This window comes from Streptomyces spirodelae, from assembly GCF_017676385.1.
In the GTDB taxonomy this organism is placed as follows: domain Bacteria; phylum Actinomycetota; class Actinomycetes; order Streptomycetales; family Streptomycetaceae; genus Streptomyces; species Streptomyces spirodelae.
This window is the reverse complement of the sequence record NZ_JAFFZN010000013.1, coordinates 135,567-160,874: the sequence shown is the minus strand read 5'-3', so window position 1 is coordinate 160,874 and position 25,308 is coordinate 135,567. Positions and strand designations below refer to the sequence as shown.

Here is a 25,308-nt window from a genome sequence, read left to right as displayed (position 1 = left end):
TGGCCGCCCCGTCGGCCGCAGCGCGTGAGCGGGTCAGACCTTCGCGGGCTGCGGTTCCACGGGTGAGGGCAGCAATTCCTCGGCCTGCATCGTCAGGGCTCCGCGCCGCGCTGCGACGACACCGGCGCCCACCAGCGCGGCGAGCGCTGCGACCAGGAACGGCACATGGACGTCCGTCCACTCCTCGATCTTCGGTGCCAGGAACGGCGCGGCGGCGGCCGCGAACCAGCGGACGAAGTTGTAGCCCGCGCTGGCGACCGGGCGGGGCGCGTCCGAGACGCCGAGCGCGAGCTCGGTGTAGACGGTGTTGTTGAGCCCGATGAACGCACCGGAGGCGACGGTGCAGGCGATGGCCGCTGTGTGGTTGCCGTATCCCAGCACCACCAGGTCGACGGCCATCAGGACCAGCGAGGCGCCCAGTACCCGGAGCGACCCGAAGCGCTCCTGGAGCCGCGGCGCGATCAGTACCGAGAAGACCGCCAGCAGTACGCCCCAGGCGAAGAACACCGCACCGGAGCGGTACGGCGACATGTCGAGTACGAACGGGGTGAACGCCAGCACCGTGAAGAAGGCGTAGTTGTAGAAGAACGCCGAGATGGCAGCCGAGGCCAGTCCGCCGTGGCCGAGCGCCTTGACGGGGTCGAGCAGTGAGGTCTTCCGCGCGGGCCTGGGCTGTTCCTTGAGGAACGCCGTGATGGCGAGGAATCCGAGGGCCATCAGCACGGCCGTGCCGAAGAACGGGAAGCGCCAGCTGGCGTCGCCCAGGACGGCTCCCAGCAGTGGCCCGCAGGCCATGCCAAGGCCCAGCGCCGACTCGTACAGCAGGATCGCCGCGGCGCTGCCCCCTGCTGCCGCGCCGACGATCACCGCGAGCGCGGTGGAGACGAACAGGGCGTTGCCCAGGCCCCAGCCGGCACGGAAGCCGACCAGTTCGCCGACGGAGTGCGAAGAGCCGGAGAGCCCGGCGAAGACCACCACCAGCGCAAGTCCCAGCAGCAGCGTCTTGCGGCCGCCGATCCGGCTGGAGACGAAGCCGGTGACCAGCATCGCCACGGCGGTGATCAGGAAGTAGGAGGTGAACAGAAGGGAGACCTGGCTCGGGGTCGCAGCCAGGCCCTTCGCGATGGAGGGGAGGATCGGGTCGACCAGGCCGATGCCCATGAAGGCGACGACGGACGCGCCCGCCGTCGCCCATACGGCCTTCGGCTGGCGAAGGATACTGCCGCCGCCCTCGTCGAACGGATCACCACTCATGCCTGCCGCTCCTTACCGGTTCTCGTCGGGGAGAAATGGTTGGTGTGTGCACACGATAAGTTAGACAGGCTAATTAATGCAAATGACACCTATAGGATCAGCAGGTCATCGCCTCTTTTTCCGAGGCCCTCACGCACTGTGCGGCTCAGGCCCCAGGTCCAGGTGGGTGATCGTCCTTGACGGGAAGGCGACCCGGTAGGACCGTTAGGCCCCATGAGGGGCGAACCCAGTTGCCCGAAGTGCGGTGGCCGGGTCAGGGCGCCCGGACTCTTCGCCGACACCTGGCAGTGCGGCGTGCATGGCGCCGTGCACCCGCTCCAGCCGGTCCTCCCGCCCAGCGTCGAAGCGCTCGCCGTCGTGGTGGGCCGGACGCAGGTGCCTGTATGGATGCCGTGGCCGCTCCCCGTCGGGTGGCTGTTCACCGGCGTCGCCTGCGCGGGGGACGACAGAAGCGGCGGCCGGGCGACCGCTGTGGCCTGCTCGGGGCCCGCACCGCTCGGCGGCCCCGGTGAGCTGCTGCTGATCGCCGAGGAACTGGGGGTCGGACTCGGTGCCCGGTACGCCGGAATCGAGGGCCCTGACCCCGGCCCCGCCATCTGCGCGGGCAAACCACCGCAGGCCAAGCTCCACGCCGCCGGGCACCCCACCCCGCTCTGGCACGTCAGCGGAGCACCCGAGGACCGCGCCGTCTTCGCGGGCGAGGCGTACGGGCTGTGGCTGTGGGCCGTCGTCTGGCCCCAGGAGTCGGGACTGCTGCTCTACGACGAGCTGGTGCTGACCGATCTGCGGGACGCGGGCGCCGAAGTGGAGCTGGTGCCCTGCGGCGCGCTCTCGCCCCGGCTGATCTCCCCCTGACCCGGAAGGGGCGCGGGAAGGGACGCCGGAAGAGGCGCGGGAACACCGGAAGGGATGCCGGACGGTACGGCTATCCTGGTGAGCGCTCGCCATGAGCCCGTCATGTCCCGCCGTCCACCTTTCGGAGTCCGACGAAGTGCGCATCGACCTGCACACCCACTCCACCGCCTCGGACGGCACCGACACCCCCGCCGAGCTGGTGCGCAACGCGGCGGCCGCCGGACTGGACGTGGTGGCGCTCACCGACCACGACACCGTGGCCGGGCACGCCGAGGCCGCCGCCGCGCTGCCCGCCGGACTCACCCTGGTGACCGGCGCCGAGCTCTCCTGCCGGCTGGGAGACATCAGTCTCCATATGCTCGCCTACCTCTTCGACCCGGCCGAGCCCGAGCTGGCGCGCGAACGCGAGCTGGTGCGCGACGACCGGATACCGCGCGCCCGCGCCATGGTCGGCAAGCTGCGCGAGCTGGGGGTGCCCGTCACCTGGGAGCAGGTCCAGCGCATCGCGGGCGACGGCTCGGTCGGCCGTCCGCACATCGCGGCGGCCATGGTCGAGGAAGGCGTCGTCGAGACCGTCTCCGACGCCTTCACGCCGGAGTGGATCGCAGGTGACGGACGGGCCTACGTCAGCAAGCACGAACTGGACCCGTTCGAGGCCGTGCGGCTGATCAAGGGTGCCGGCGGGGTCGCCGTCTTCGCCCATCCGCTGGCCGTCAAGCGCGGCCGGTGTGTCCCGGAGAGCGCCATAGCGGAACTCGCCGCGGCCGGACTCGACGGCATCGAGGCCGACCACGCCGACCACACGCCCGAGACCCGCGAGCGGCTGCACGGGCTCGCCGCCGACCTCGGTCTGCTGGCCACCGGCTCCAGCGACTACCACGGCAGCCGCAAAACCCTCGCACTCGGCGAGTTCACCACCGCGCCCGACGTATACGCCGAGATCGCGGCGCGCGGCTCAGGCGCGACGCCCGTCACCGGCTGAACGGCCGCCCTCCGGCACCCTTCCCGGTGCGCGCCCCCTCGCTGAGGCCGCGCGCCGCTTTCGCGGGCACCGCGCGCGCAGTTGCGCGAGCGCTGTGCGCAGCGCCGAGTCCGCGCCGCCGTGCGCCCGCGCGCCTCAGCCCACTCCTCTTCGGGGGCCGTCCCGGCCCCGCCCTCCGGGGCCGTCCTGGCCCTCCCGTTCCGTTCCGTTCCGTCTCAGCAAGGCACAGGCAACACCGTGTTCGATTTCGCCCTGTTCGGGTCCGTCTTCCTCACCCTCTTCGTCATCATGGACCCGCCCGGTATCACGCCGATCTTCCTCGGGCTCACCTCCGGGCGGCCGGTCAAGGTCCGGCGCAGGATGGCGTGGCAGGCGGCAGCCGTCGCCTTCGGGGTGATCACCCTGTTCGGGATCTGCGGCAAGCAGATCCTCGACTATGTGCACGTCTCCATCCCGGCGCTGATGGTGGCGGGCGGGCTGCTGCTCCTGCTCGTCGCGCTCGACCTGCTGACCGGCAAGTCCGACGAGCCCACCCAGACCAAGGACGTCAACGTGGCGCTCGTACCGCTGGGGATGCCGCTGCTGGCGGGGCCCGGCGCGATCGTCTCCGTCATCCTGGCCGTGCAGCGCGCGGACGGCTGGGGCGGTCAGCTCTCGGTCTGGACGGCGATCGTGGCCATGCACCTGGTGCTTTGGCTGGTGATGCGGTACTCACTGCTGATCATCCGCGTCATCAAGGACGGTGGCGTGGTGCTTGTCACGCGGCTGTCGGGCATGCTGCTGTCGGCCATCGCCGTCCAGCAGATCGCCGGCGGCATCACCCAGTTCATCCAGGGCAAGGGCTGAACGTCAGCCCGGGGAGAGGCCGAGCCAGAAATCCGTGAGGGCGCGCGCGGTCTCCGCCGGCCGCTCGGCGTTGGGGGAGTGGCCCGTGCCGGTGACGACCGTACGGCGGGCGCCGAGTCGCTCGGCCATCCCGTCCAGCAGCGGCACCGGCCAGGCGTCGTCCTCCGCACCGGAGACGACGTGGCACGGCAGCCCCCGTGCGGCCAGTTCGGCCACCCGGTCCCGCTCGGCGAGCAGCTGCTGTCCCGTTGCGGCGAGCTGTTCGGGCACGTTGGCGAGCCATCGGCGGCGCAGGAAGTCCTCCACCGCAGCGGACGCCTCCTCGACCTCACGTCGCGAGTAGGGAGCCTCGCCCGCCGAGCCCACCGACTGGTCGAGCTGCTGCATGACCTCCCAGATCGCCGCCATGCTCATGGTCCGCATCGCGTCCAGCAGCATTCTGACGCGTTGCTGCTGGGAGGGTGAGACTGCGGCAGGTCCGCTGCTCATCAGGGTCAGCGAGGCGAACGGCGCGGCGTCCGTGAGCACAGCGGCACGCGCGACCAGGCCGCCCAGCGAGTGGCCCAGCAGATGCACCGTGCCGGGCCGCTCGGGCTCCAGTACGGTCGCGATCGCGTGCACGTCCCGCGCCAGTTCCCGCTGCGTGTAGGCGGACTCCTCCGGCGGCCCGCCCGTCTCGAACTGCCCCCGTCCGTCCACGGCCACGGCTCGGAACCCGGCCCGCGCCAGCGGCACCAGCAGCCCGATGAAGTCCTCCTTGCTGCCGGTGAACCCGGGCAACAGCAGGGCCGTACGACCGGCCCGGCCGCTGCCGCCCGTGTCGTGCACGGCGAACTCCCCACGCGCGGTGGCCATCCGGTACGCGCGCACACCCGGGGGCAGCGCGAGAAAGGGGGGCTTGCTCATGCCAGGACGCTACCCGCCGCGCGCTCCCGACCACCAACGACCCACAAGCGCCCGACGACACCCTGCCCGCACCGGCTGCCAGCCCCTGCGGACCGCAGCCCAGACCACCGGACACTCGGCGGCTGACGGCTGACGGCTGACGGCTGACGGCTGACGGCCCGTGGGGCCTGCGGGGCACGCGGTGGTCGGGCTCGGACAGCGCGTGGCCCGGCGCCCTACGTGGGGTGCCGGGCCACGCGCTGTCGCGTATGGGGTCAGCCCTCCGAGGGCCGCTGTGCTGTGCCGGTGGAACGGCTGCTCGCGGCGCCTGAGCGGGTCCTGCGGCGGCGGGGCTTGCGCGGTGCCTCGTCGGTGGCGACGGCCGCCTGACCCCGCTCGCCGCCCTCCTGGGAGGTGGGGGCCTGCGCCCCGGCCTCGGCCGACGCGGCGCCCGCGCGGGTGCGCCGACGGCGGCGCGGCTTGCGCGCGGTGCCGCCTTCGCCGGCCTCGGCGCCCGGGGCGCCCTCGGCCGTGGCAGCGGCCTGCTCCGCGGCGCTGCCGGCCGGAGCGGCGGACGTGGGATCGGCCCCGGCGGTCTCACCGGCGCGCAGCGCCCCCCGCGTGCGCCGCCGCTGGCGCGGCTTGCGCGCCGGGCGCGTGCGCTCGGCGGACGATGCGGCGGGCTTGCCGTGCGAACGGCCACCGGGCTCGCCGAGGTCCTCGATCTCCTCGGCCGCGAGCCCGGCGCGGGTGCGCTCGGTACGCGGCAGGATGCCCTTGGCCTCCTTGGGGATGCCAAGCACCTCGTACAGGTGCGGCGAGGTGGAGTAGGTCTCCTCCGGGTCGTTGAAGTCCAGCTCCAGCGCCTTGTTGATCAGCTGCCAGCGCGGGATGTCGTCCCAGTCGACCAGCGTGACCGCGATACCCGAGTTGCCCGCGCGGCCGGTGCGGCCGATGCGGTGCAGATAGGTCTTCTCGTCCTCGGGCGTCTGGTAGTTGATCACGTGTGTGACGTTGTCGACATCGATACCGCGCGCGGCGACGTCCGTGCACACCAGCACGTCGACCTTGCCGTTGCGGAACGCGCGCAGCGCCTGCTCGCGGGCGCCCTGGCCCAGGTCGCCGTGGACCGCGCCGGCCGCGAAGCCGCGCCGCGAGAGCTGCTCGGCGACATCGGCCGCCGTGCGCTTCGTACGGCAGAAGACCATCGCCAGGCCCCTGCCCTCGGCCTGGAGGATGCGGGAGACCATCTCCGGCTTGTCCATCGAGTGGGCGCGGAAGACGTGCTGCGTCGTGTTCGCCACAGTCTGGCCCTCGTCGTCCGGTGCCGTGGCGCGGATGTGCGTGGGCTGACTCATGTAGCGACGGGCGAGCGAGATGACCTGGCCGGGCATCGTCGCGGAGAAGAGCATCGTCTGGCGCCGCGTGGGCAGCATCTCGATGATCTTCTCGACGTCGGGCAGGAAGCCCAGGTCGAGCATTTCGTCGGCCTCGTCCAGGACCAGCGTCCTGATCTGCGAGAGCCGCAGCTTCTTCTGGCCGGCCAGGTCCAGCAGCCGCCCGGGCGTGCCGACGACCACGTCGACGCCCTTCTTCAGCGCCTCGACCTGCGGCTCGTAGGCGCGGCCGCCGTAGATCGACAGAACCCGGACATTGCGCACCTTGCCCGCGGTGAGCAGGTCGTTGGTCACCTGCTGGCACAGCTCACGGGTGGGAACGACGACGAGCGCCTGCGGCGCCTCGGTCAGCTCCTCGGGCTTGGCGCGGCCCAGCTCGACGTCTGCGGGGACGGTGACCGACTCCAGCAGCGGCAGCCCGAACCCCAGCGTCTTGCCGGTGCCGGTCTTCGCCTGGCCGATGACGTCGGTGCCGGCGAGGGCGACCGGGAGCGTCATCTCCTGGATCGGAAAGGGGGACGTGATGCCGACGGCTTCGAGTGCCTCGGCGGTCTCGGGGAGAATCCCGAGATCTCTGAACGTAGTGGACAGGATGCTTGCCTCTTCTGTGTGACGCGCGAATGCGGCTACGGCGTCCGGCCGACCCAGCTTCTGGGTGGGCCGACGGAGCGAGGAGAGGATCTACCGCGACCAGGCGGCCGTCGTTGCGGCCCGCCTAGCGGTGCGGGACCACTGTCTCCCGCTCAAGCGCCTCACTCGCGCGAGCGGTCCCTCTCAGCGCGGTCCGCGCGGGGAGCACGGTCCGGCGGAAGGCTGTCGGGTCGGAGCCGATCGGGCCACCGACCGGGCATCCGCATTTCATGCATGCAGCGAGTCCACGCCATCCGGTGGACTCAATATCACTGTACCCCGGATCCGCGCATCTGTACCGGGGCAATTGTTGTGTACGAGCTCACCTGCGGCCTGGTGGGACGACTGAGGCCGGGAGGGGTCCTGTCCGACCTGCGGTTGCGGGCTATCGTGCGAGGTATGGAGACGCCTGACAAGACCGCCGCCGAAGCCCAGTCTTCCGACGACAGCGGGGCCGCCGAGTCCGCCCCTGCCACCTCGATCGCCACCCAGAGCTGGGAGCGCGCTTCGGCGGACCCGACCTACCGTGCCGCGGTCGTCGACCTGCTGGGCGCGCTGGCCTACGGAGAGCTGGCGGCCTTCGAGAGGCTGGCCGAGGACGCCAAGCTGGCGCCCTCCCTCGCGGACAAGGCCGAGCTGGCCTCGATGGCGTCCGCCGAGTTCCACCACTTCGAGAAGCTGCGCGAGCGGCTGGCGCGTATCGACGAGGACCCCACGGCGGCCATGGAGCCGTTCGCCGAGGCGCTGGACGAGTTCCACCGTCTCACCGCGCCGTCCGACTGGCTGGAGGGGCTGATCAAGGCGTACGTAGGTGACTCCATCGCCTCCGACTTCTACCGCGAGGTGGCCGCCAGGCTCGACGCCGACACGCGTGCACTGGTGCTGAGCGTGCTGGACGACACCGGGCACTCCAGTTTCGCGGTGGAGAAGGTGCGCGCCGCCATCGAGGCCGACCCGCGGGTGGGCGGGCGGCTCGCGCTGTGGGCGCGGCGGCTGATGGGAGAGGCGCTCTCCCAGGCCCAGCGGGTGGTGGCCGACCGCGACGCGCTCTCCACGATGCTGGTCGGCGGGGTCGCCGACGGCTTCGACCTCGCGGAGGTCGGCAAGATGTTCTCCAGGATCACCGAGGCCCATACGAAGCGGATGGCCGCCCTCGGTCTCGCTGCCTGAAGGCGACGCCGGCGCCCGCCGGGCCCTGCGCGGCGGGCAGGGCATCCTGGCGCCACTGCCGGCGCCCCGGTGACTCGTCCCGCAGCAGCAGCGAGAGCAGGGCCGTGCTGAAGCCCAGCGCCACGCACCAGGTCGCCACCAGGTGGCCGGGACCGAGCACGGTGTGACAGATCAGTCCGCCGACGAGAGCGGCGACGGGGCCCGTCGCGAGCACCAGCCGCCGGTCGGGAAGCCGCTCGGTCAGGCGCCGGGTCGCGGCGAGCGCGAGGGCGAATCCGAGGGCTGCGGAGCCGAGAGCCTCCCAGATCATGAGGACCTCCTCGGTTGGGGCCGGATGCGGGACCGCGCTCCGGCGGTCCGGGGTCGTCCCCGTCCTCCCCTCGGGTGCGGAAGCTGAAACGGCGGCCGCGGGAGGAATCCCCGCAGCCGCCGTCAGTCGCGTGCACCGGTGCCGCTACCCGCGTACACCTGTGCGTTTCTCGTACGTGTGTGCGTCGTGTTCTCTCGTGCGTGCGCCCGGGTGGCGCCGCCCGGTCAGATCGCGCCGAAGCCCACCCTGCGGCCCGATGCCTCACCGATCTCCACGTAGGCGATGCGGTCCGAGGGGACCAGGATCTTCCGGCCGTGCTCGTCCATGAGGCTGAGCAGCCCGGAGCCCTTCTCCAGTGCCGCCGCGACCGTGCTCTCGACCTCGTCAGGAGTCTGCTTGCTCTCCATGACGATCTCGCGAGGCGCGTGCTGCACGCCGATCTTGACCTCCACGGCTATGTCCCTCCGACGGTCCTGGTATCCCATGGCGGTGCCCGGGATGCGATGCGCGGCCAGCCGCGCCGTACGGAGCAACCCTAGCTCTCAGCAGGGACGCCGAGGGTGCGCGGTCGCACGCCAGCAGCGAACAACCGCGCCCTGCGGGCTGCCGCACCGGTTCGTCACTGCGTCTTCGTCACTGCATCGGGAACCCGGCGATACCGCGCCAGGAGAGCGAGGAGATCAGCTTCGCCGCGGCGTCCCGCGGAATCTGCTGTCCCGCGCCCAGCCAGTAGCGCGCGGTGATCTGGGCCATTCCGCACAGCCCCACGGCCAGCAGCATCGACTGCTCCGACGGCAGCTTTGTGTCCTCCGAGATGACCTCGCTGACGGCCTCTGCGCAGTCCAGGCTCACCTTGTCCACGCGCTCGCGCACTGCGGGCTCGTTGGTCAGGTCGGACTCGAAGACCAGCCGAAAGGCGCCGCCCTCGTTCTCCACGAAGGCGAAATACGCGTCCATGGTCGCCGCCACCCGCTGCTTGTTGTCCGTGGTGGACTCCAAGGCCGTGCGCACGGCCTGCAGCAGCGCCTCGCAGTGCTGGTCCAAAAGCGCGAGGTACAGCTCAAGCTTTCCCGGAAAGTGCTGGTAGAGCACCGGCTTGCTGACTCCGGCGCGGTCGGCGATGTCGTCCATCGCCGCCGCGTGGTAGCCCTGCGCGACGAAGACCTCCTGAGCTGCGCCCAGCAGTTGGTTACGTCGCGCCCGGCGGGGCAGACGCGTGCCACGCGGGCGCGCCTCGGTCTGCTCGATGGCTGTCACGCCGCCTCCCTGAATGATCCTGAGCGCGAGCTGCGCTGCGCCGCCATCGTACTTTTCGGTAACGGAGGTGGTAGCTTCCCGGCCCACCAAATTTCGCTCCGGTGTCCGGTTCCGCTCTCCGTGGAGCCCCGGTCCGATGGCGTTTTGGCGGCACTCGTCCTGATTCCGTACGCGTTATCAGTGCGCTGTCAGCGCGCTCCGCCAACCAGTACTCGATCGGCTCGCTCTAGCGGTAGTCGTCCTCGTTCAGCTCCACCACGCGCGCCTGCTCCGCCGCGTCGGCCGGGTCCACCTCGTAGCTGCGCCCGGTCAGCGGGTCGTCACGCTGCACCAGCAGGTCGGCCTGCTGCTCCGCCGCGTCCGCCTCGGGGGCCTCGGGAGCCCCGTTTCCTTCCGGTTCCTCCTCGTAGGCGTCATAGGCGTCGTAGGCGTCATAGGGGTCGAAGGTCTCCGGATCGGTCGGATTGACAGACATGCCGACTCCCCTTTCCAGGCGGGGCCCGAGAGCAGGGCCCTACTTACGAGACTAGGAGCGGGTGACCCGGGGCGCACGCCCTGATGCCTCCCGCTCCGCACTGCATACTCCACCGCGTACTTCCCGGGGCATCCCGCGGGGTCGCACGGGCACAAGGCCGTGACGACCCCGGCCGCGAGCCCGCGCTCTCCCTGTACACCAGTGTGCTTCTTCTTGTGACGGTGAACACGTGAGGGCGCGCGTGATCGTCTCGTAACATTGCTCCATGTCCTCAACCGAGCAGCCGGGAGCCCCCGCCTCCGCGGCCCGTACCGCTGCCCCGTCCGCCTCTCTCACGCGGTCCCGCGTCGGGCGGCGGGAGACGTTGCGGACGGTCTCTTTGCCGGGACTGACACTCGCCTTGCGAGGCAGGCGCGAGGACTCCGTGGACCCCGCGCAGGACACCCGTCCGCGCGCGCTGTATGTGCACGGGCTGGGCGGCTCCTCCCTCAACTGGTCGGCGCTGATGCACCAGCTGGCCCCTGACGTGCGTGGCGAGGCGATCGACCTGCCCGGCTTCGGTGACTCCCCGCCGCCCGACAGCGGCGACTACTCGGTCTCGGCGCACGCCCGCGCCGTCATCCGCTATCTGGACTCCTGCGGCCACGCACCCGTGCACCTGCTGGGCAACTCCCTGGGCGGCGCCGTGGCCACCCGGGTGGCCGCCGTACGGCCCGACCTCGTACGGACGCTGACGCTCGTCTCGCCCGCGCTGCCCGAGATACCCCCGCAGCGCACCGCCTGGCCGACCGCGATGCTGGCGGTCCCCGGGATCGCCGCGCTGTTCTGCAGGCTGACCAAGGACTGGCCGCCCGAGCGGCGCACGGGCGGCGTGCTCGGGCTCTGCTACGGCGACCCCGCGCGGGTGACGCCCGAGGACTTCGCGGTGGCCGTCGAGGAGTACGCACGCAGGGAGAAGCTGCCGTACTTCTGGGACGCCATGGTCCGCTCGACACGGGGCATCGTCGACGCCTACACACTGGGCGGGCAGCACGCGCTGTGGCGGCAGGCGGAACGGGTGCTGGCGCCCACCCTTCTGGTCTACGGTGGGCGCGACCAGCTGGTCGCCTTCCGTATGGCGCGGCGAGCCTCGGCCGCCTTCCGCGACTCCCGGCTGCTGGCGCTGCCGGACGCGGGCCACGTCGCCATGATGGAGTACCCCGAGATCGTCGCGGGCGCGGTCCGTGAGCTGATCGACGACGCGGAACCGGCGACACGGCGGCTGAACGACTCCTCGGCCGGAGACCGCACGCACGCGGGCCCCGGCAACCCCGAAAGGTGACAAGTGGGACGCCATAGCCGCAAGGGCAAGGCCGGACTCGGGCGCAGAGAGGAACGCGCCCGGATATCGGAGGACCCCGGTCCCGCCACCGCTGCCCGCACCCGCCCCAGGAACGCTCCGCAGGAGCGGGGCGGTACCGGCGTACAGGGATACGGTGTGCCCGCGCAGAGCGGTCCCGGCGGCTCCGCCGGGCCGTCGCCCGCCGCGCCCCCCGGGTACGGCCGTCGTCCGGCGGACCCCGGGCCCCAGCCCACCCCGGCGCACGGCGTTCCCGCGTTCACCGGTGAGCAGCCGACGCGCGGTGACCACCCCCAGCAGCCGGACGCCGTCCCCCGTCCCCGCCAGGCCGGACTCCGCGGCCCCGCAGCAGGTCCCGCGGGCGGTCCCGCGGCCGGACCCGTCGTCGGCCGGCAGCGCCCCGGTGGTCCGCGCCAGGAGTATCTGGACGCTTTCGAAGACGACGTCTTCGCCGCGGGTGCCCCCGGCGCCGTACCGCCCGGCGCCGTACCGCCCGGCAGCGCCCCGGACGGCGCCGCGCGAGCGGCCGGCACCCAACCCCCCGCCGGTGCCCGGCAGGAGCCTGGAGAAGCCCTGGACGGCGGCGCCGTCGGCGGCCCTCCGGACAGTGCCGCGCCCGCCTCCGAGCAGCCTGACCCGGACTCACGCGGGAAGCAGGGCAGCCGGGCCCGCACCGCCACCGGGATCGCCGCCGCCGCCATCACGACCGTGCTGGCGATCGTCGCCGCAGCGCAGGTCGCCGGCGGCGAGCACAGCTCCGGGGACGCGGGCCGGGGGCTGAAGACCGGGAAGCGGACACCGGGTGACGCGGACGACGCCTCCGGCCCCGAGCGCGCCGACCGCGGCAGCCGCCCCGCCCCTGGCGGTGAACACGCGTCCTACGAGACGAAGATGGCCAGCCAGTACCCGCTGGCCGACGACCTGAAGGGCTCGGGCAAGTTCACCCCCGTGCCGGGCCACGAGAAGGGCCCGGGCAAGGGCGAGGTGGTGCGCTACCGGGTGGACATCGAGAGTGGACTGCCGCTGGACGGCGAACTGTTCGCGCAGGCTGTCCACAAGACGCTCAACGACGAGCGCAGTTGGGCGCACGGCGGCAAGCGCAGCTTCGAGCGCGTCTCCTCCGGCAAGGTCAAGTTCGTCATCACCCTGGCCACCCCGGGCACCACCGATGTGTGGTGCGCCAAGTCCGGCCTGGACACCAGTGAGCAGAAGGTGTCCTGCGACTCGGCAGCGACCGAGAGGGTCATGATCAACGCCTGGCGGTGGGCGCGCGGCGCCTCGACCTACGGGCCGGACGAGATGCTCGCCTACCGGCAGATGCTCGTCAACCACGAGGTCGGTCACCGACTCGGGCGCGGGCATGTGGGCTGCCCGGCCGACGGCAAGCCGGCGCCGGTGATGATGCAGCAGACCAAGTACCTGACCACGAACGGCAAGACGTGCCGTATCAACCCCTGGCCGTACCCGCGCGACTAGGGCACGCGTCCCCGGCCGCCGCCCGGCCGGAGGGCAACAACGCGCGACTCGCGCGAAAGTCACGGGTCTTCACCCCTTCCGGTGGCGTGACGGACAACCGTCCAGCACGCGGTGGGGGCGCACACATAGCGTCTGGTGCGTCTTCAACGTTCCGCCGCTGCGCCACGCGATGAGCCGCGTCAGGCGCCCGGCACGCCACGAGAGTGATCGGGGGTGCGCACGTGCGCATCGCACTGCTTACGGAGGGTGGTTACCCCTATGTGAGGGGTGAGTCCGCGCTGTGGTGCGACCGTCTGCTGCGCGGCCTGGACGGCCACGAGTTCGCGGTGTTCGCCCTCAGCCGCAGCGCCCGCCAGGAGGAGACCGGCTGGTGCGAACTGCCCCCCGGCGTGACTCTGGTGCGCACCGCGCCACTGTGGGGGCCCGGGCCCGGAACGCAGGGCGCGCGCGGCCTCGCGGGCGGCGCCTACGGACGACGCGAGAAGCGTCGTTTCCGCGAGCACTTCGCGGCGCTCGCCGAAGCCGTCTGCGCCAACCACGCCGACGCCGACCCCCGCACGGGCCCCCTGGAGCGCACAGGCAGCCCGGGAACTCCCGGCCCCGACGCCGGTGACAGGTCCGACAGGCCCCGCAGGTCCGACCGGACCGACAGGCCCGCCGGTGGTCTCTCGGCACCGGCGGTGGGCGGGGCCCAAGGGGCCCACGGGCCACTCGGGGCGCATGGCGAGGGCCGCGCGCCCGCCGACGGGCAGGCGGACCGTTTCGCCGCGGGCCTGTACGGACTCGCAGAACTGGCCGCCGAGCGCGGCGGACTGGCCACCGCGCTGCGCTCCGAGAGCGCTGTACGCATCCTGGAGTCCGCCTGCCGTGCGCCGGGCGCACTCCCCGCGGCGCACGCCGCGCAGGTACCCGATCTGCTCGCCGTCACCGAGCGCCTGGAACGCGCCCTGCGCCCCCTCTCGCTGGACTGGTACGGGCAGCGCGGCGAGGAGCCGGGGCTGTCGGCGGCCGACCTGTGTCACGCGGTCGGGGCCGGTCCCGCCGCGCTGCCCGGGCTGCTGGCCAAGCGGGCCTTCGGGGTGCCGCTGCTGATCACCGAGTACGGCGTACGGCTGCGCGAGCACTACCTGACGAGCGCCGTCGGCGCCGTCGCGCGCGGAGTCGCGGGCGCCCCCGTACGCGCACTGCTCGCCTCCTTCCAGCGGCGGCTCGCCCGTGAGGCGTACGAACAGGCGGAGCTGATCACCCCGGGGAACTCCCACGCGCGGCGCTGGCAGGTCAGGTGCGGCGCGGACAGCGCACGGCTGCGCACCGTCTACCCGGGCATGGACGCCGCTCCCTTCGACGCCGTGGGCGAGCAGGTCACCGACCTGCCCCCGGCCGACGGCGCACGGCCTGCCGGAGCACCCACGCTGGTATGGGTGGGGACCAGCAGCCCGGCCAAGGATCTGGGCACACTGCTGCATGCCTTCGCCCGGGTGCGCGAAGCGGTGCCCACCGCGCGGCTGCGGATCGTCGAGACAGCGGGCCCCGGCGGGCCGGACGGTACCTACCTGGCGCACTGCCGGGCACTGGCCGAGCGGCTCTTCCCGCCGGGGGCCCGGAAGGCGGAGCGCCCCGTCACCTTCGAGGAGGTCGGCACCCCGGCCGTGCCCACGCCGGCCGACGCCTACGCGCTGGGCGGGGTCGTGGTGCTCTCCAGTGTGGTCGAGGGGTTCCCGGTGTCGCTGGTGGAGGCGATGTTCTGCGGCCGGGCCACGGTCTCCACCGACGTCGGTGCCGCACTCGAAGTCGTCGGAGGCACCGGCCTCCTCGTCCCGCCGCGCGACCCCCGTGCGCTGGCGGAAGCCTGTGCGGACCTGCTGCGTGACCCGGCGCGCGCGGCACGTCTGGGCGCCGCCGCGCGGGCGCGGGCGCTGGAGCTGTTCACGGTGCGGCAGAACGTCGAGTCCTTCCGCGGCATCTACCTGGAACTGATCTCCCGCCACCGGGTCGGCCGGGAGGACACCGTGTGCGAGGACCCCGCAGGAGAGGACGCGGGGCGCCCTTTCGCCCGCCCCGCTGAGGCTCATCTGCCGGGCCGCTGGGCGAGCGGCACGGGGAACGGCTCGACGGGCAGTACCACGAGCAGCGCGGCGAGCAGTGTTGTGTGCGGCGTGACGGCCCATGCGGTGAGCGGTGCGGAGGGCCTTCGTACCGGCAGCCGTTCCGGTGGCCGACCGGGCGGGACGAAGGTGGCGGGAGGCAGCCTGGCGCACGTCCCGAGCTGGGCCAGTGCGGAGCGCGCGGCGCCGGAGGAGACGGCCGCTCGGCGGCTCCCCGCTGAACGGCCCGTCGGGCAGCGGGCGGCCACGGACGAGCGGCCGGTCGCGGAGTGGGCGGCCGTCGGGGCCGAGCCCGGGGAGGCGACGGCGCCGTGACGACACGTCCCGCAGCAGGCGATCCGGTACGCGTACTGCTGCGCAGCCACCGCGCGCTGTGCGAGCGCGCCGTCGACCCGCTGGAGATCGCCGCCGGACTGGAGGCCAGCGGAGTCACGGACCGGACCGCCGCCCGGTGCCGTCACCGGGATGTCTTCTCCCTTGCCGAAGAGATGTACGCGCGCGCCCCGCACCCGGAGGCGCACGCCGGGCCGTTCACGGAAACGTACGCCGGGCCGGTCCCGCACGCGCCCGCCGGACCGCCCGCCGGACCGCCCGCCGGATCGCCTGCCGGTCCGCGCGCCCCGGGGGACACCCGCCGGTCGACGGGTGCCATGGGGGCGGAATGGTCGTCCTACCGGGGCGCGCCGCTCGTCCTCCCTCTGCTGCCCGCCCTCTTGTGCGCGGGAACGCTTGCCTGGCTCGTCCTGTTCGGCGGCAGCCACGCGGCGGTCTGGGCCACCCTGTGCGCGGTGGGTGCGGCGGTCGTGCTGGGCAGCGTCATTGTGGCCGTCCGGCTCGTACCCCGCGTTCCACCCGCTGTCGGCACCGCCGGGTTTCCCACGGGGCTCTTCCTGTGCGCCTGCTGGCTGACCGGATACGCCCTGTACGGGGACCGGCTGCTGGAGGGGCAACTGGGCGGCGGACCCGAGTCCCTCGGCGGCCCCGGCTTTCCGTCGCCCGGTATCCCCTCACCCGGTGTCGCGTTCGGGCTCTCGCTCGCTGTCGCGCCCGCCGTCTGGTGCGCGCGCGGGTTCGCCCTGGCGGCGCGGCGCAGGCTGGCGGGCAGCCGGAGCCTGGAGGAGTTCGCCTCCGGAGTGCGGCCGCTGCTGGCGCTCGCCGTGTGCGCCGTCGCGGTGAGTCTTCCGGCGCTCCAGTGGGCTGCCCACGCCCTCGTCGGCGGTCCGCTCGGCCTGTTCGGCGCCGACGGCGCTCCCGCGGGCGGGGCGGACCCGCTGGCCGGCTGGCAGTCCGCCGCCGCGGGTGCGGCCGCCTGCGGCATGCTGCTGTTCGCCGCGCTCCTGCTGACCGCGCACGGCTTCCGGCACGCCGCCTTCGCCGGGCTCGCCTCCGCCTGCGCGCTGGAGGCCCTGGCGCTGCTCTCGGTACCGGCTGCACGCCTGCCCGGACTCGCGGTGCTGGGCCGCCCCGTCGAGCTCCTGGTCGCACACCACTCAGCCACGGCCCTGCCCGTCGCCGCCTGCGGCTGCGCGGCGCTCGTTCTGCTGGCGTACGCGGCCACTGTGCTGGCCGGCGCCTCGGCACACCACCGGGAGGCGGTGCCCGCATGAGCGCAGCACCGCTCCCGACCCCACGTTCCGGCACGGGCTTACGTACCCGCCCGTGCGACACCGACAAGGAGCAAGCCCTCATGATCCACGCGCTGTTGGCACACCGTGGCACCACCGTGCGACGACCGCACGCCGGCGTGCGAGACCGCCGTATCCCCCTCTCCTGCGGGGAGGCCGCTCGATGAGAGTGCTGCTGCTGGGAGCCAGCGGATACCTGGGCCGTTTTGTCGCCGACCGGCTGCTGGCCGACCCCGCCGTACAGCTCACCGCGCTGGGCCGGAGCGACGAGGCGGACGTCCGTTTCGACCTGTCGACCGGGAGCCCGGGCGCCCTGACCCGTTTTCTGGACGCGGTGCACCCCGGTGTGGTCGTCAACTGCGCCGGGACCACCCGGGGCAACGGGCGCGAGCTGATCCGGCACAACGTGGTCGCCACCGCGGCCGTCTGCGAGTCGCTGCGCCGCAGCGGCTGTGGTGCCCGACTGGTGCACGTGGGGTGCGCCGCCGAGTACGGCCCTTCCCAGGCCGGCTCCTCCACCGGCGAGGACGCGATTCCGCGTCCCGGAGGGCCGTACGGCGTGAGCAAGCTGGCGGGCACCGAGCTGGTTCTCGCCTCCGGGCTGGACGCCGTCGTGCTGCGGGTGTTCTCGCCCATCGGCCCCGGTACCCCGGCGGGCACCCCGCTGGGGCGGGTCGCGGAGGCGATGCGGCGCGCGATGCAGCAGGGCGACAGCGAGCTGAAGCTGGGCGGACTGGGCGTGCAGCGCGACTTCGTGGATGTCCGTGACGTCGCGCGGGCCGTGCACGCCGCATCGCTGTCGGCGGCGCAGGGCATCGTCAACATCGGCACCGGGAGGGCGGTACGGCTGCGCGACGCGGCCTCACTGCTGGCCCGCGTCGCCGGGTACGCGGGGGCGGTCCACGAGCAGGGCGGCGGCCCCGGCGGGCAGGGAACGGCGGACAGCCACCCGGCCGGTCTCATGGGCGGTCCGGGCGGCCCGGGCGGTCCGTCCGGGCCGGGAGGGCATGCCGCTTCCGGTGGCCCTGGCGGTCACGGCGGACTGGCGGGCGGGCTGGGGGCCCATGGCCCTGTGATCCCCGCGCAGACGCACGGCTCGCAGCACGTCGCGGCCCACCACTCCCCGCAGCCGCCGCAGCCTGCCTCGTATCCGTACCCCGACGGCTGCGGGGCCTGGCAGCAGGCGGACGTCCGCACGGCACGCGACCGGCTCGGCTGGCGTCCCAGGATCGGCCTGGAGGAGTCGCTGGCCGACATCTGGATGGAGGCGGCATGCCGTATCTGACGACACCTCCGGGGCGCGCCCGTCCGGCCGGCGACAGCAGCGGGACGGTCAGGCAGCGGCTGGGGATCGGTGTGCCGGGCTGTGCGCACCCGATACTGGCCCCCATGGAGTGGGCGGAGCTCTCCCGCCCCGGCCTCGGTGCCCGTCGTCCCGGAATCGACGGCCGTCCCGACGGCCGCCCCCGGTCCGGTGGCCGCCCGGGGGCCGGTGGTCCGCAACGGTCCAGTGGCCGGCCCGGGGCGGTTCCCGACGCCGGTCCGCTCCATTGGGTCGTACTGGACATCGCGGACGGGCCGGGCGCGCGACCCGACCCGTTCTGCGCTCCTGCGGCGGCCGCGCTGCGGGCCGGGGGCGTTGCCGTACTCGGCCGTCTCGACATGCGAGACGGTGTGCGGACCTTCGGCGAGCTGGTCTCCGAGGCACACCGGTTCCTGGACTGGTACCGGGTCGACGGCTTCTATCTGGCGCACTGCCCCGGCGACCCCTCCCGGCTGCGGCACACCCAGCGCCTCACCGCGACCCTGCGCGCCCTGTGCGGCGGTGCCGACGGCGGGACGAGTGGCCATCTGGTGCTGGCGCACGGCTGCCACCCGCACCCCGACTACGTGCTGTGTGCCGACCAGCTAGTCACCTATGCCGGGAGCTGGGCGGATTACCGCTGGTCGCAGGCCGAGGAGTGGACTGCGGCACATCCGGCCGAGCGCTTCTGCCACCTGGTGCACTCGCTGCCCCGTACGCATCTGGAGGAGGCGCTGCGCATCGCCCGCTGGCAGGGCGCGGGCACCGTCTGCTTCACCGACCGCACGCGGGAGAGGGGGCAGGATCCGTGGGCGGCGTTGCCCGGCTACTGGGACGAGATCGTCTCGTGCCTTGGACCAGGTGTCTCGGAATGAGATAGCGCGTGGCAGTGTTACGGGAGGAACAACCCGCCCCCGGGCGGGTGACTTCCCGCACGTCCCACCGACCATCGGAGTCTCCGTGTCACTGCCACCCCTGGTCGAGCCAGCCGACGAGCTCACCGTCGACGAGGTCCGCAGGTACTCACGTCACCTGATCATCCCGGATGTCGGGATGGAAGGTCAGAAGCGGCTCAAGAACGCGAAGGTCCTCTGTGTGGGCGCGGGCGGCCTCGGTTCGCCCGCCCTGATGTATCTCGCGGCCGCCGGTGTCGGGACGCTCGGCATCATCGAGTTCGACGAGGTCGACGAGTCCAACCTGCAGCGGCAGATCATCCACAGCCAGGCGGACATCGGCAGGTCGAAGGCCGAGTCGGCCAGGGACACGGTGCTGGGGATCAACCCCTACACCCAGGTCAATCTGCACCAGGAGCGGCTCGACTCCTCCAATGTGATGGAGCTGTTCGCGCAGTACGACCTGATCGTGGACGGTACGGACAACTTCGCCACCCGCTACCTGGTCAACGACGCCTGCGTGCTGCTGAACAAGCCGTACGTGTGGGGTTCCATCTACCGCTTCGACGGCCAGGCCAGCGTCTTCTGGAGCGAGCACGGTCCCTGCTACCGCTGCCTGTACCCCGAGCCCCCGCCGCCCGGCATGGTGCCGAGCTGCGCCGAGGGCGGTGTGCTGGGCGTGCTGTGCGCCTCCGTCGGCTCGATCCAGGTGAACGAGGCGATCAAGCTGCTGGCGGGCATCGGTGACCCGCTGGTCGGCCGTCTGATGATCTACGACGCGCTGGAGATGAGCTACCGCCAGGTCAAGGTCCGCAAGGACCCCGACTGCGCGGTCTGCGGCCCGAACGCCACCGTCACCGAGCTCATCGACTACGAGGCGTTCTGCGGTGTCGTCTCCGACGAGGCGCAGGCGGCGGCCGCCGACTCCACCATCACTCCCAAGCAGCTCAAGGAGTGGCTGGACGACGGCGAGAGCGTCGACATCATCGACGTGCGGGAGCCCAACGAGTACGAGATCGTCTCGATCCCCGGCGCCCGGCTGATCCCCAAGAACGAGTTCCTGATGGGCAACGCCCTCCAGGACCTGCCGCAGGACAAGAAGATCGTCTTGCACTGCAAGACGGGTGTCCGCTCCGCGGAAGTTCTGGCCGTGCTGAAGAACGCCGGCTTCTCCGACGCCGTGCACGTCGGCGGCGGCGTCATCGGCTGGGTCAACCAGATCGAACCGGACAAGCCGGTCTACTGACCGGGACACCGTAGGTGGCACGGCCGGCGCAGGGCCGTGCCACCCCGGTCATCTTTCAGCGGCAGCTCTTCCCGTCGCGCGGGACCAGGCCGCGCAGCAGATAGCCGTCGACCACCTTGCGGACGCAGACGTTGCTGCTGTCGTAGGCGCCGTGCCCTTCGCCCTGGTAGGTCACCTCGACCCCCACGCCCTTGCCCAGCTCCTCCTTCATCGCCCGGGTCCCGCCGTACGGGGTGGCCGGGTCCCCGGTGGTGCCGACCAGCAGGATCGGCTCTGAGCCCGTGGCGCGTACCGGAGGCGAGGTCCACCGGCCCCTGGCAGGCCAGTCGTGGCACGACGTCAGCCCCCAGGCGGACGTCGGCCCGAAGACCGGGGACGCCTCGGTGAAGTCGGGCAGCTTGTTCTTGACCTCGCGGGCGCTGTAGCGCTCCTTGTTGTCGGCGCAGCTGATGGCGGCCAGGGACGACTGGAGCGTGCTGTAGGTGCCGTCCTGGCTGCGCCCGTTGAGCGCGTCGGCGAGCAGCAGCAGCGTCGAGCCGTCGCTGTCCACCAGCGCCTCTTCGAGCCCCTGGGTGAGCAGGTCCCAGGTCTCCTTCGAGTAAAGCGCCTGGGCGATCCCTCCCTCGGCCAGCGCCTCGGTCAGTTTGCGCCCGCTGTCGGTCGGCATCGGCTCGGCGTCCAGATCGGCCAGCAGACCGGTGATGCGCTCCTTGCCCTCCTTGGGGTCCTCGCCCAGCGGGCACTGCTCGCCGCTTTCCGCGCAGTGCTCCAGGTAGTTGTCGAGTGCGAGCTGGAAGCCGCGGGTCTGGCTGAGCGAGCCGCGGGCCGGGGTCGAACCGGGGTCGACCACCGCGTCGAAGACGGCACGTCCCACGTGCCGTGGGTACAGATGCGCGTAGACGCCGCCCAGTTCGGTGCCGTAGGAGATGCCGAAGTAGTGCAGTTTCCGGTCGCCGAGCACCTGCCGCATCAGATCCATGTCGCGCGCCGTGTTCTCCGTCGTCAGATGCGGCAGCAGCTTCCCGGCCCGTTTCTGGCAGCCCTTGGCGAAGGATGCCTGACGGCGGAAGAGACGGCGCTCCTCCGCGTCGGTGTCCGGTGTCCAGTCCGCGGCGAAGTAGGCGTCCAGCCGCTCGTCACTCAGACATCTGACTCCCTCGCTGCGGCCCACCCCGCGCGGGTCGAAGCTGACCAGGTCGTAGCGTCCGCGCAGCTTCTCGTACTCCCGGGCGAAGGAGGGGAGGGTGGCCACCCCGGAGCCGCCCGGGCCGCCGAAGTTGAACACCAGGGAGCCGATGCGCTTGCCGCCGCCCTTGCGCTCGGCCGCCCGGATCATCTCGATGCCGATGGTGCGGCCCTCGGGCTTGCTGTAGTCCAGCGGCACCTTCAGCTTCGCGCACTCCCAGCGCGCCCCTCGGGGCAGCGGGCTGGGGGAGCCCGCGTCGGTGCCCTGTGCCGCGTTGGGCACCGGGCAGCGCGACCATTGCGGCTTCTGGCGGGTGAGGGCATCCGGGAGAGCGGGGGAGCTGTCCTGGGACGCGCTGTCGGAGGAGGAACTGGTGGACGGTGACGAGCGGGCGTGGGAGCCGCTGTCCGAGGCGGACGGACTGGTCTCGCTCGTCGGCCGGGTCTCGCTCTTTCCGGTGCTGTCCGAGTCGCCGCTGCCGCAACCGCTCGTCACGGCAGCGGTCACTATCAGCACAGCGGCGAACGCGGCGCCCGGCCGCGGGGAGCGGGAATGGCGCATGGGACGTCCTCCCGACAGACGGTGTGACGTTCATCGTGCGGACGCCGACCGCCCGGGGCGCGCTGTGTGGTGCGTCCGGGTGGTTTCCCGGCGGCGGGGCTCCGCTACAGCGCGCCCTTGCGGGTGAGGTGGGTGAACGACAGCCAGCCGGGGAGCACCGGCATCCACAGCGTCAGCAGCCGGAAGAGCAGCACCGCCGGGGTCGCCACCTCCTTCGGCACCCCGAAGGCGATCAGCGCGGCGATCAGCGCCGCCTCGACTGCGCCGAGCCCGCCCGGGGTCGGCGCGGCGGAGCCGAGCGCGTTCGCCGTCAGGAAGACCACGGCGAGGTTCGCGTAGCTCGTCTCATGGCCGAAGGCCCGTACGCACGCGTCCAGGCACATCACGAACGCCAGCGTCAGCAGCAGCATCCCCAGCAGACCGGTGAGCAGTTTCTGCGGGCGCTGCACCACATCCAGCATCCGCGGCACCACACCCGCGAACAGCGAGCGCACCCGGTTGGAGACGAACCGCCGCAGCGCGGGCACCGCTGTGACGATCAGCACCAGCACGGCCGCGGTCAGCAGTCCGGCGATGACCGCGCGGGAGGGCGAGAGGGTGGGCGTGTGCTCGGTTCCGGTGATGTAGCCGAACAGCATCAGCAGGGTGATGTGGCTGCCGAGTCCGAACAGCTGGGAGGCGCCGACGCTGGCCACCGCGTGCCCGGGGCGCACCCCCGCGCGCTGGAGGAACCGGGCGTTCAGCGCCACACCGCCGACCGCCGCAGGGGCGACGAGTTTCACGAAGGAGCCGGCCACCTGCGCCTGCACCGTCCGCCACCAGGAGACCTTCTCCGGTACGAAGCCCAGCAGCGCCATCGCCGCGAACACATATGTCAGAGCGGAGAAGAGCACCGCGCCGCCGACCCAGGCCCAGTTCGCGCCGAGCACCTTGTCGAGCGGCACCTGGGAGAGCTGGGTGAGCAGGAAGTAGGCGGCCAGAGTGCCCGCGATGAAGCTGACCAGGGTGCGCGGCTTGATGCGCTCCAGCCGTGCGGGCTCTATGGGCGCCTGCGGCCTTATACGCAGCACCTGTTGCCGGATCTGGGCCAGCAGGTCCTCCTCGCGGGCCTCCTCCAGCGCCTCGTCCATCGCCTTCTTCTCGGCGTTCTTCTCCGCGCGCAGCGACTTGCGGTGCGCCCGCCCGCCGGCCGCCGCCTGCTGGGCGGCCTCCTCCTCGCGGGTACGGGTCACCCTGCTCGCACGGGACGCCTCGATGACCGCCTCGCGCTCGCGCTGGGTGCGCTCCTTGGCGAGCCGCCGCAGGGTCGTACGGGTGCTGCGGCTGAGCGCGATGGGCTGGAGCAGTGGCAGGCTGTCCGCGATGGCGTCGGGGCCCAGCACGTCCACGGCCGTCGCCACGGCGCGCTCGGCGCCCACCCGCAGCCCCAGCGTCGTCAGCAGCTGCGCGACGTCCATCCGCAGGATCAGGTCGCCGGCCGCGATCTCGCCGCCCCGCAGATCCGTCAGGTAGACGGCGCCGGAACGGTCCGCCACCAGCGCGTCCCCCACCAGTCTGCGGTGTGCGATACGGCGCGACTGCAGCGCCTTGACCTGCCGCCAGGCCGTGCGCATCAGTTCGTCGGTGATCTCCTCGTCCGGCAGCGCGTCCAGGCTGCGGCCTCCGATGTGCTCGTAGACGAGCATCACGGCGTCCGGGCCGAGCTCCGAGGTGGCGATCAGCCGGGGCGCGTTGGCGCCTGCGGAGATGGCCGCGTAGGCGAGCAGCGCCTCCTGCTCCAGCGCCTGCCGGAGCGACTGGAGGCTGCGGCGCTGGGTGATGCCGCGCAGTGCCAGCCTGCGCCAGACCCGGTAGAAGAAGCCCTGCGCCTGCTGTTCGCGATCGACGACGGTCACATCGAGCGGCGGACCGTCCTCCAGGGTGACGTGGTAGCGGCGCCCCCGGTCGTTGTGGTCCCGCTTGTCGGCCTCGCCGGGGTCCTCCACGCGCAGCGCGCTGACGGGCCTGAAGCCGACCCTGCGCAGCCCCGCCAGCAACGTCTGGCCGGTCGGCCTGACGTTGGGGGTGCCGACCGCGTACAGGGTGCCGTAGGCGACGGTCCAGCCGATCAGGATGGTGACGACGATGGAGAACGCCGTGGTGTACCCCGGCACCAGCACGGCCGTCGCGTTCAGCAGCAGTACGCCCCACAGCACTACGCGCCAGCGCGGGCGGCGTGCCATGCCGACGGCTGTCATATAGGCGATGACCGGCGCCAGATAGCTGTGGACCGGAGTGGTGGCGTCCTGCGGGGTGATGGCCTTGGTCAGCGCGTCCCGGATCGAGTCGGGCGCCGCCTGGGCGACCCACAGGTCGACGGCGAGGGAGGCGCCGTGTGCCAGGACGGCGGCCAGCACGCCGTCGGCGATCCGCAGTCCGTCCCGTTTGATCAGGCGTTCGATCGCGAAGGCGACGGGGACGAGCAGTACGGCGATGCTGGAGGCCAGCCCGGTCAGGCTGATCAGCAGATCGGGGGCTTCCGCCGTCCCCTTGTCGATGTCCTGTTCGAGTCCGGCGGTGGTGCCGTGCGCGAAGTTGGCGATGGTGAGCACCAGCGCGATGCCCAGCAGCCCGAGCGCCAGCCGCAACAGGTCGGAGGGGCGGTGCACACGTGCAGAGAGCAGCGGTTCGTCGCTCTCGATCTCGATTCGTTCCCCCTCGGCGACGGCCTCCGGCTGCTCGTCGGAGGCTTCCTCGTCCGGGCGCCCGGCGGAGGGTTCCTCCCCGCCCGGGTTCCCCCGATCAGGGTTCCCCTCACCGGGTTCTCCCTCACCCCTGTCCCCGTCGGAGGAGCGGGCAGCACCGCCGGCGGCGGGTGCGCCCCCCTGGTGGGGCTCGTCACCGTGCCGCTGTCCCGCCGCTGCTGTCTCGTCCTGGTCCCGTATCACTCGTCACCGCCCGGAAGATGGTGGCACGAGGGGAGGGCGGCCCGGAGCACGAGGGTGCATTCCGGGGGGCGTGGGGACGAATCGGCAGCCGATCGGTACCGCATGCGGACGGCCGTTCGATGCCGTCCGGGGGCCGTGTGGCACCGCTGTCGGTGGCGTACGGCAGCATGGCCCGCATGCCTGGAAACGTGCCGACTCCCCCAGCCATCGGCCGGGGGGACCCCCTGCCCGAATACGCCGAGCGCGTGCTGGAGGTCGCGGAGCTGATTCCGGCCGGCCGGGTGATGACCTACGGGGACATCGCCGAATGGCTGGAGGAGGGCGGCCCCCGCCAGGTGGGCAGGGTCATGGCGCTGTACGGGGGCGCTGTCCCCTGGTGGCGCGTGGTGCGGGCCGACGGCGTACCGCTGCCGGGGCAGGAGCGCGAGGCCCTGGCGCACTACCACGCCGAGGGCACCCCGTTGCGCGAGCCCACCGCTGCCTCCCGCCACCAGGGGCACACTCCGCGTATCGACATACGCCGGGCCCGCTGGGACGGGAAGGACGGGTGATCCCGCGCTGCGGCTCGTCACAGTTCCCAGCTTCC

21 protein-coding genes are annotated in these 25,308 nt (G+C 72.5%); 12 read left to right on the top strand and 9 right to left on the bottom strand.

The window, feature by feature from the left end; all coding sequences use genetic code 11:
- Positions 1-33: 33 nt before the first annotated feature.
- Entirely contained in the window at positions 34-1,254 is a 1,221-nt protein-coding gene (locus JW592_RS16200; RefSeq protein ID WP_209265781.1) for an MFS transporter, read from the bottom strand.
- 213 nt (positions 1,255-1,467) lie between these two features.
- Between JW592_RS16200 and JW592_RS16195 the strand changes: the two genes are divergently transcribed.
- The 3 genes from JW592_RS16195 (at position 1,468) to JW592_RS16185 (ending at position 3,937) form a co-directional block, all read left to right on the top strand.
- Positions 1,468-2,109: a DUF6758 family protein gene (locus JW592_RS16195; RefSeq protein WP_209265780.1), complete on the top strand. Its 642-nt coding sequence runs from the start codon at positions 1,468-1,470 to the stop codon at positions 2,107-2,109.
- 136 nt (positions 2,110-2,245) lie between these two features.
- On the top strand, positions 2,246-3,091 hold the full coding sequence (locus JW592_RS16190; protein WP_209265831.1) for a PHP domain-containing protein: 846 nt from the start codon (positions 2,246-2,248) through the stop codon (positions 3,089-3,091).
- Between the two features lie 237 nt (positions 3,092-3,328).
- Positions 3,329-3,937, top strand: coding sequence for a MarC family protein (locus JW592_RS16185; protein WP_209265779.1), 609 nt, complete (start codon positions 3,329-3,331; stop codon positions 3,935-3,937).
- Positions 3,938-3,940: 3 nt separating this feature from the next.
- On the opposite strand, the gene JW592_RS16180 is transcribed toward JW592_RS16185, so the two are convergent.
- Together JW592_RS16180 and JW592_RS16175 are read right to left on the bottom strand one after the other, a co-directional pair.
- On the bottom strand, positions 3,941-4,843 hold the full coding sequence (locus JW592_RS16180; protein WP_209265778.1) for an alpha/beta fold hydrolase: 903 nt from the start codon (positions 4,841-4,843) through the stop codon (positions 3,941-3,943).
- A gap of 254 nt (positions 4,844-5,097) precedes the next feature.
- On the bottom strand, positions 5,098-6,717 hold the full coding sequence (locus JW592_RS16175) for a DEAD/DEAH box helicase (protein WP_229376138.1): 1,620 nt from the start codon (positions 6,715-6,717) through the stop codon (positions 5,098-5,100).
- A gap of 531 nt (positions 6,718-7,248) precedes the next feature.
- Here JW592_RS16175 and JW592_RS16170 point away from each other — a divergent pair.
- Positions 7,249-8,019 carry a ferritin-like fold-containing protein gene (locus tag JW592_RS16170; protein ID WP_209265777.1) on the top strand — a complete coding sequence of 257 codons (771 nt, stop codon included), beginning with the start codon at positions 7,249-7,251 and terminating at the stop codon, positions 8,017-8,019.
- Here JW592_RS16170 and JW592_RS16165 read toward each other — a convergent pair.
- The 4 genes from JW592_RS16165 to JW592_RS16150 all read right to left on the bottom strand — a co-directional run bounded on the left by JW592_RS16165 (position 7,970) and on the right by JW592_RS16150 (position 10,061).
- Complete coding sequence (locus JW592_RS16165; RefSeq protein ID WP_209265776.1) at positions 7,970-8,329, bottom strand: hypothetical protein; 360 nt, start codon at positions 8,327-8,329, stop codon at positions 7,970-7,972. The two genes, JW592_RS16170 and JW592_RS16165, sit on opposite strands and share 50 nt — an antisense overlap.
- Positions 8,330-8,553: 224 nt before the next feature.
- Positions 8,554-8,781 carry a DUF3107 domain-containing protein gene (locus JW592_RS16160; RefSeq protein WP_209265775.1) on the bottom strand — a complete coding sequence of 76 codons (228 nt, stop codon included), beginning with the start codon at positions 8,779-8,781 and terminating at the stop codon, positions 8,554-8,556.
- Between the two features lie 181 nt (positions 8,782-8,962).
- Positions 8,963-9,586, bottom strand: a complete 624-nt coding sequence (locus tag JW592_RS16155) for a TetR/AcrR family transcriptional regulator (protein ID WP_209265774.1) — start codon at positions 9,584-9,586, stop codon at positions 8,963-8,965.
- A 226-nt stretch (positions 9,587-9,812) separates the two neighbouring features.
- Positions 9,813-10,061 carry a hypothetical protein gene (locus JW592_RS16150; RefSeq protein ID WP_209265773.1) on the bottom strand — a complete coding sequence of 83 codons (249 nt, stop codon included), beginning with the start codon at positions 10,059-10,061 and terminating at the stop codon, positions 9,813-9,815.
- A gap of 265 nt (positions 10,062-10,326) precedes the next feature.
- Here JW592_RS16150 and JW592_RS16145 point away from each other — a divergent pair, with 265 nt between their 5' ends.
- The 7 genes from JW592_RS16145 (at position 10,327) to moeZ (ending at position 20,048) form a co-directional block, all read left to right on the top strand.
- Positions 10,327-11,382, top strand: a complete 1,056-nt coding sequence (locus JW592_RS16145; protein ID WP_209265772.1) for an alpha/beta fold hydrolase — start codon at positions 10,327-10,329, stop codon at positions 11,380-11,382.
- Positions 11,383-11,385: 3 nt separating this feature from the next.
- The gene (locus JW592_RS16140) at positions 11,386-12,876 is read left to right on the top strand and encodes a DUF3152 domain-containing protein (RefSeq protein ID WP_209265771.1); all 1,491 of its coding nucleotides are present in this window, start codon (positions 11,386-11,388) and stop codon (positions 12,874-12,876) included.
- A 221-nt stretch (positions 12,877-13,097) separates the two neighbouring features.
- Positions 13,098-15,296 carry a DUF3492 domain-containing protein gene (locus JW592_RS16135; RefSeq protein WP_209265770.1) on the top strand — a complete coding sequence of 733 codons (2,199 nt, stop codon included), beginning with the start codon at positions 13,098-13,100 and terminating at the stop codon, positions 15,294-15,296.
- Positions 15,293-16,588 carry a hypothetical protein gene (locus tag JW592_RS16130; protein WP_209265769.1) on the top strand — a complete coding sequence of 432 codons (1,296 nt, stop codon included), beginning with the start codon at positions 15,293-15,295 and terminating at the stop codon, positions 16,586-16,588. The genes JW592_RS16135 and JW592_RS16130 overlap by 4 nt, the downstream gene beginning before the upstream one ends.
- 181 nt (positions 16,589-16,769) lie before the next feature.
- Positions 16,770-17,891, top strand: a complete 1,122-nt coding sequence (locus tag JW592_RS16125; protein ID WP_209265768.1) for an SDR family oxidoreductase — start codon at positions 16,770-16,772, stop codon at positions 17,889-17,891.
- Entirely contained in the window at positions 17,879-18,784 is a 906-nt protein-coding gene (locus JW592_RS16120; protein ID WP_229376137.1) for a spherulation-specific family 4 protein, read from the top strand. Before JW592_RS16125 ends, JW592_RS16120 begins: the two co-directional genes overlap by 13 nt.
- Positions 18,785-18,869: 85 nt before the next feature.
- Positions 18,870-20,048: an adenylyltransferase/sulfurtransferase MoeZ gene (moeZ, locus tag JW592_RS16115; RefSeq protein WP_209265767.1), complete on the top strand. Its 1,179-nt coding sequence runs from the start codon at positions 18,870-18,872 to the stop codon at positions 20,046-20,048.
- Positions 20,049-20,103: 55 nt separating this feature from the next.
- Here the strand turns inward: moeZ and JW592_RS16110 are convergent, their stop codons facing one another.
- Both JW592_RS16110 and JW592_RS16105 read right to left on the bottom strand, forming a co-directional pair.
- Positions 20,104-21,795, bottom strand: a complete 1,692-nt coding sequence (locus tag JW592_RS16110; protein WP_209265766.1) for an alpha/beta hydrolase — start codon at positions 21,793-21,795, stop codon at positions 20,104-20,106.
- 104 nt (positions 21,796-21,899) lie between these two features.
- Positions 21,900-24,722, bottom strand: coding sequence for a lysylphosphatidylglycerol synthase transmembrane domain-containing protein (locus JW592_RS16105; RefSeq protein ID WP_209265765.1), 2,823 nt, complete (start codon positions 24,720-24,722; stop codon positions 21,900-21,902).
- A gap of 167 nt (positions 24,723-24,889) precedes the next feature.
- On the opposite strand from JW592_RS16105, the gene JW592_RS16100 reads away from it, so the two are divergent.
- Positions 24,890-25,273 (top strand): MGMT family protein, encoded by a 384-nt coding sequence (locus JW592_RS16100; RefSeq protein ID WP_229376180.1) that lies wholly within the window; start codon positions 24,890-24,892, stop codon positions 25,271-25,273.
- The last annotated feature ends 35 nt before the right edge of the window (positions 25,274-25,308 follow it).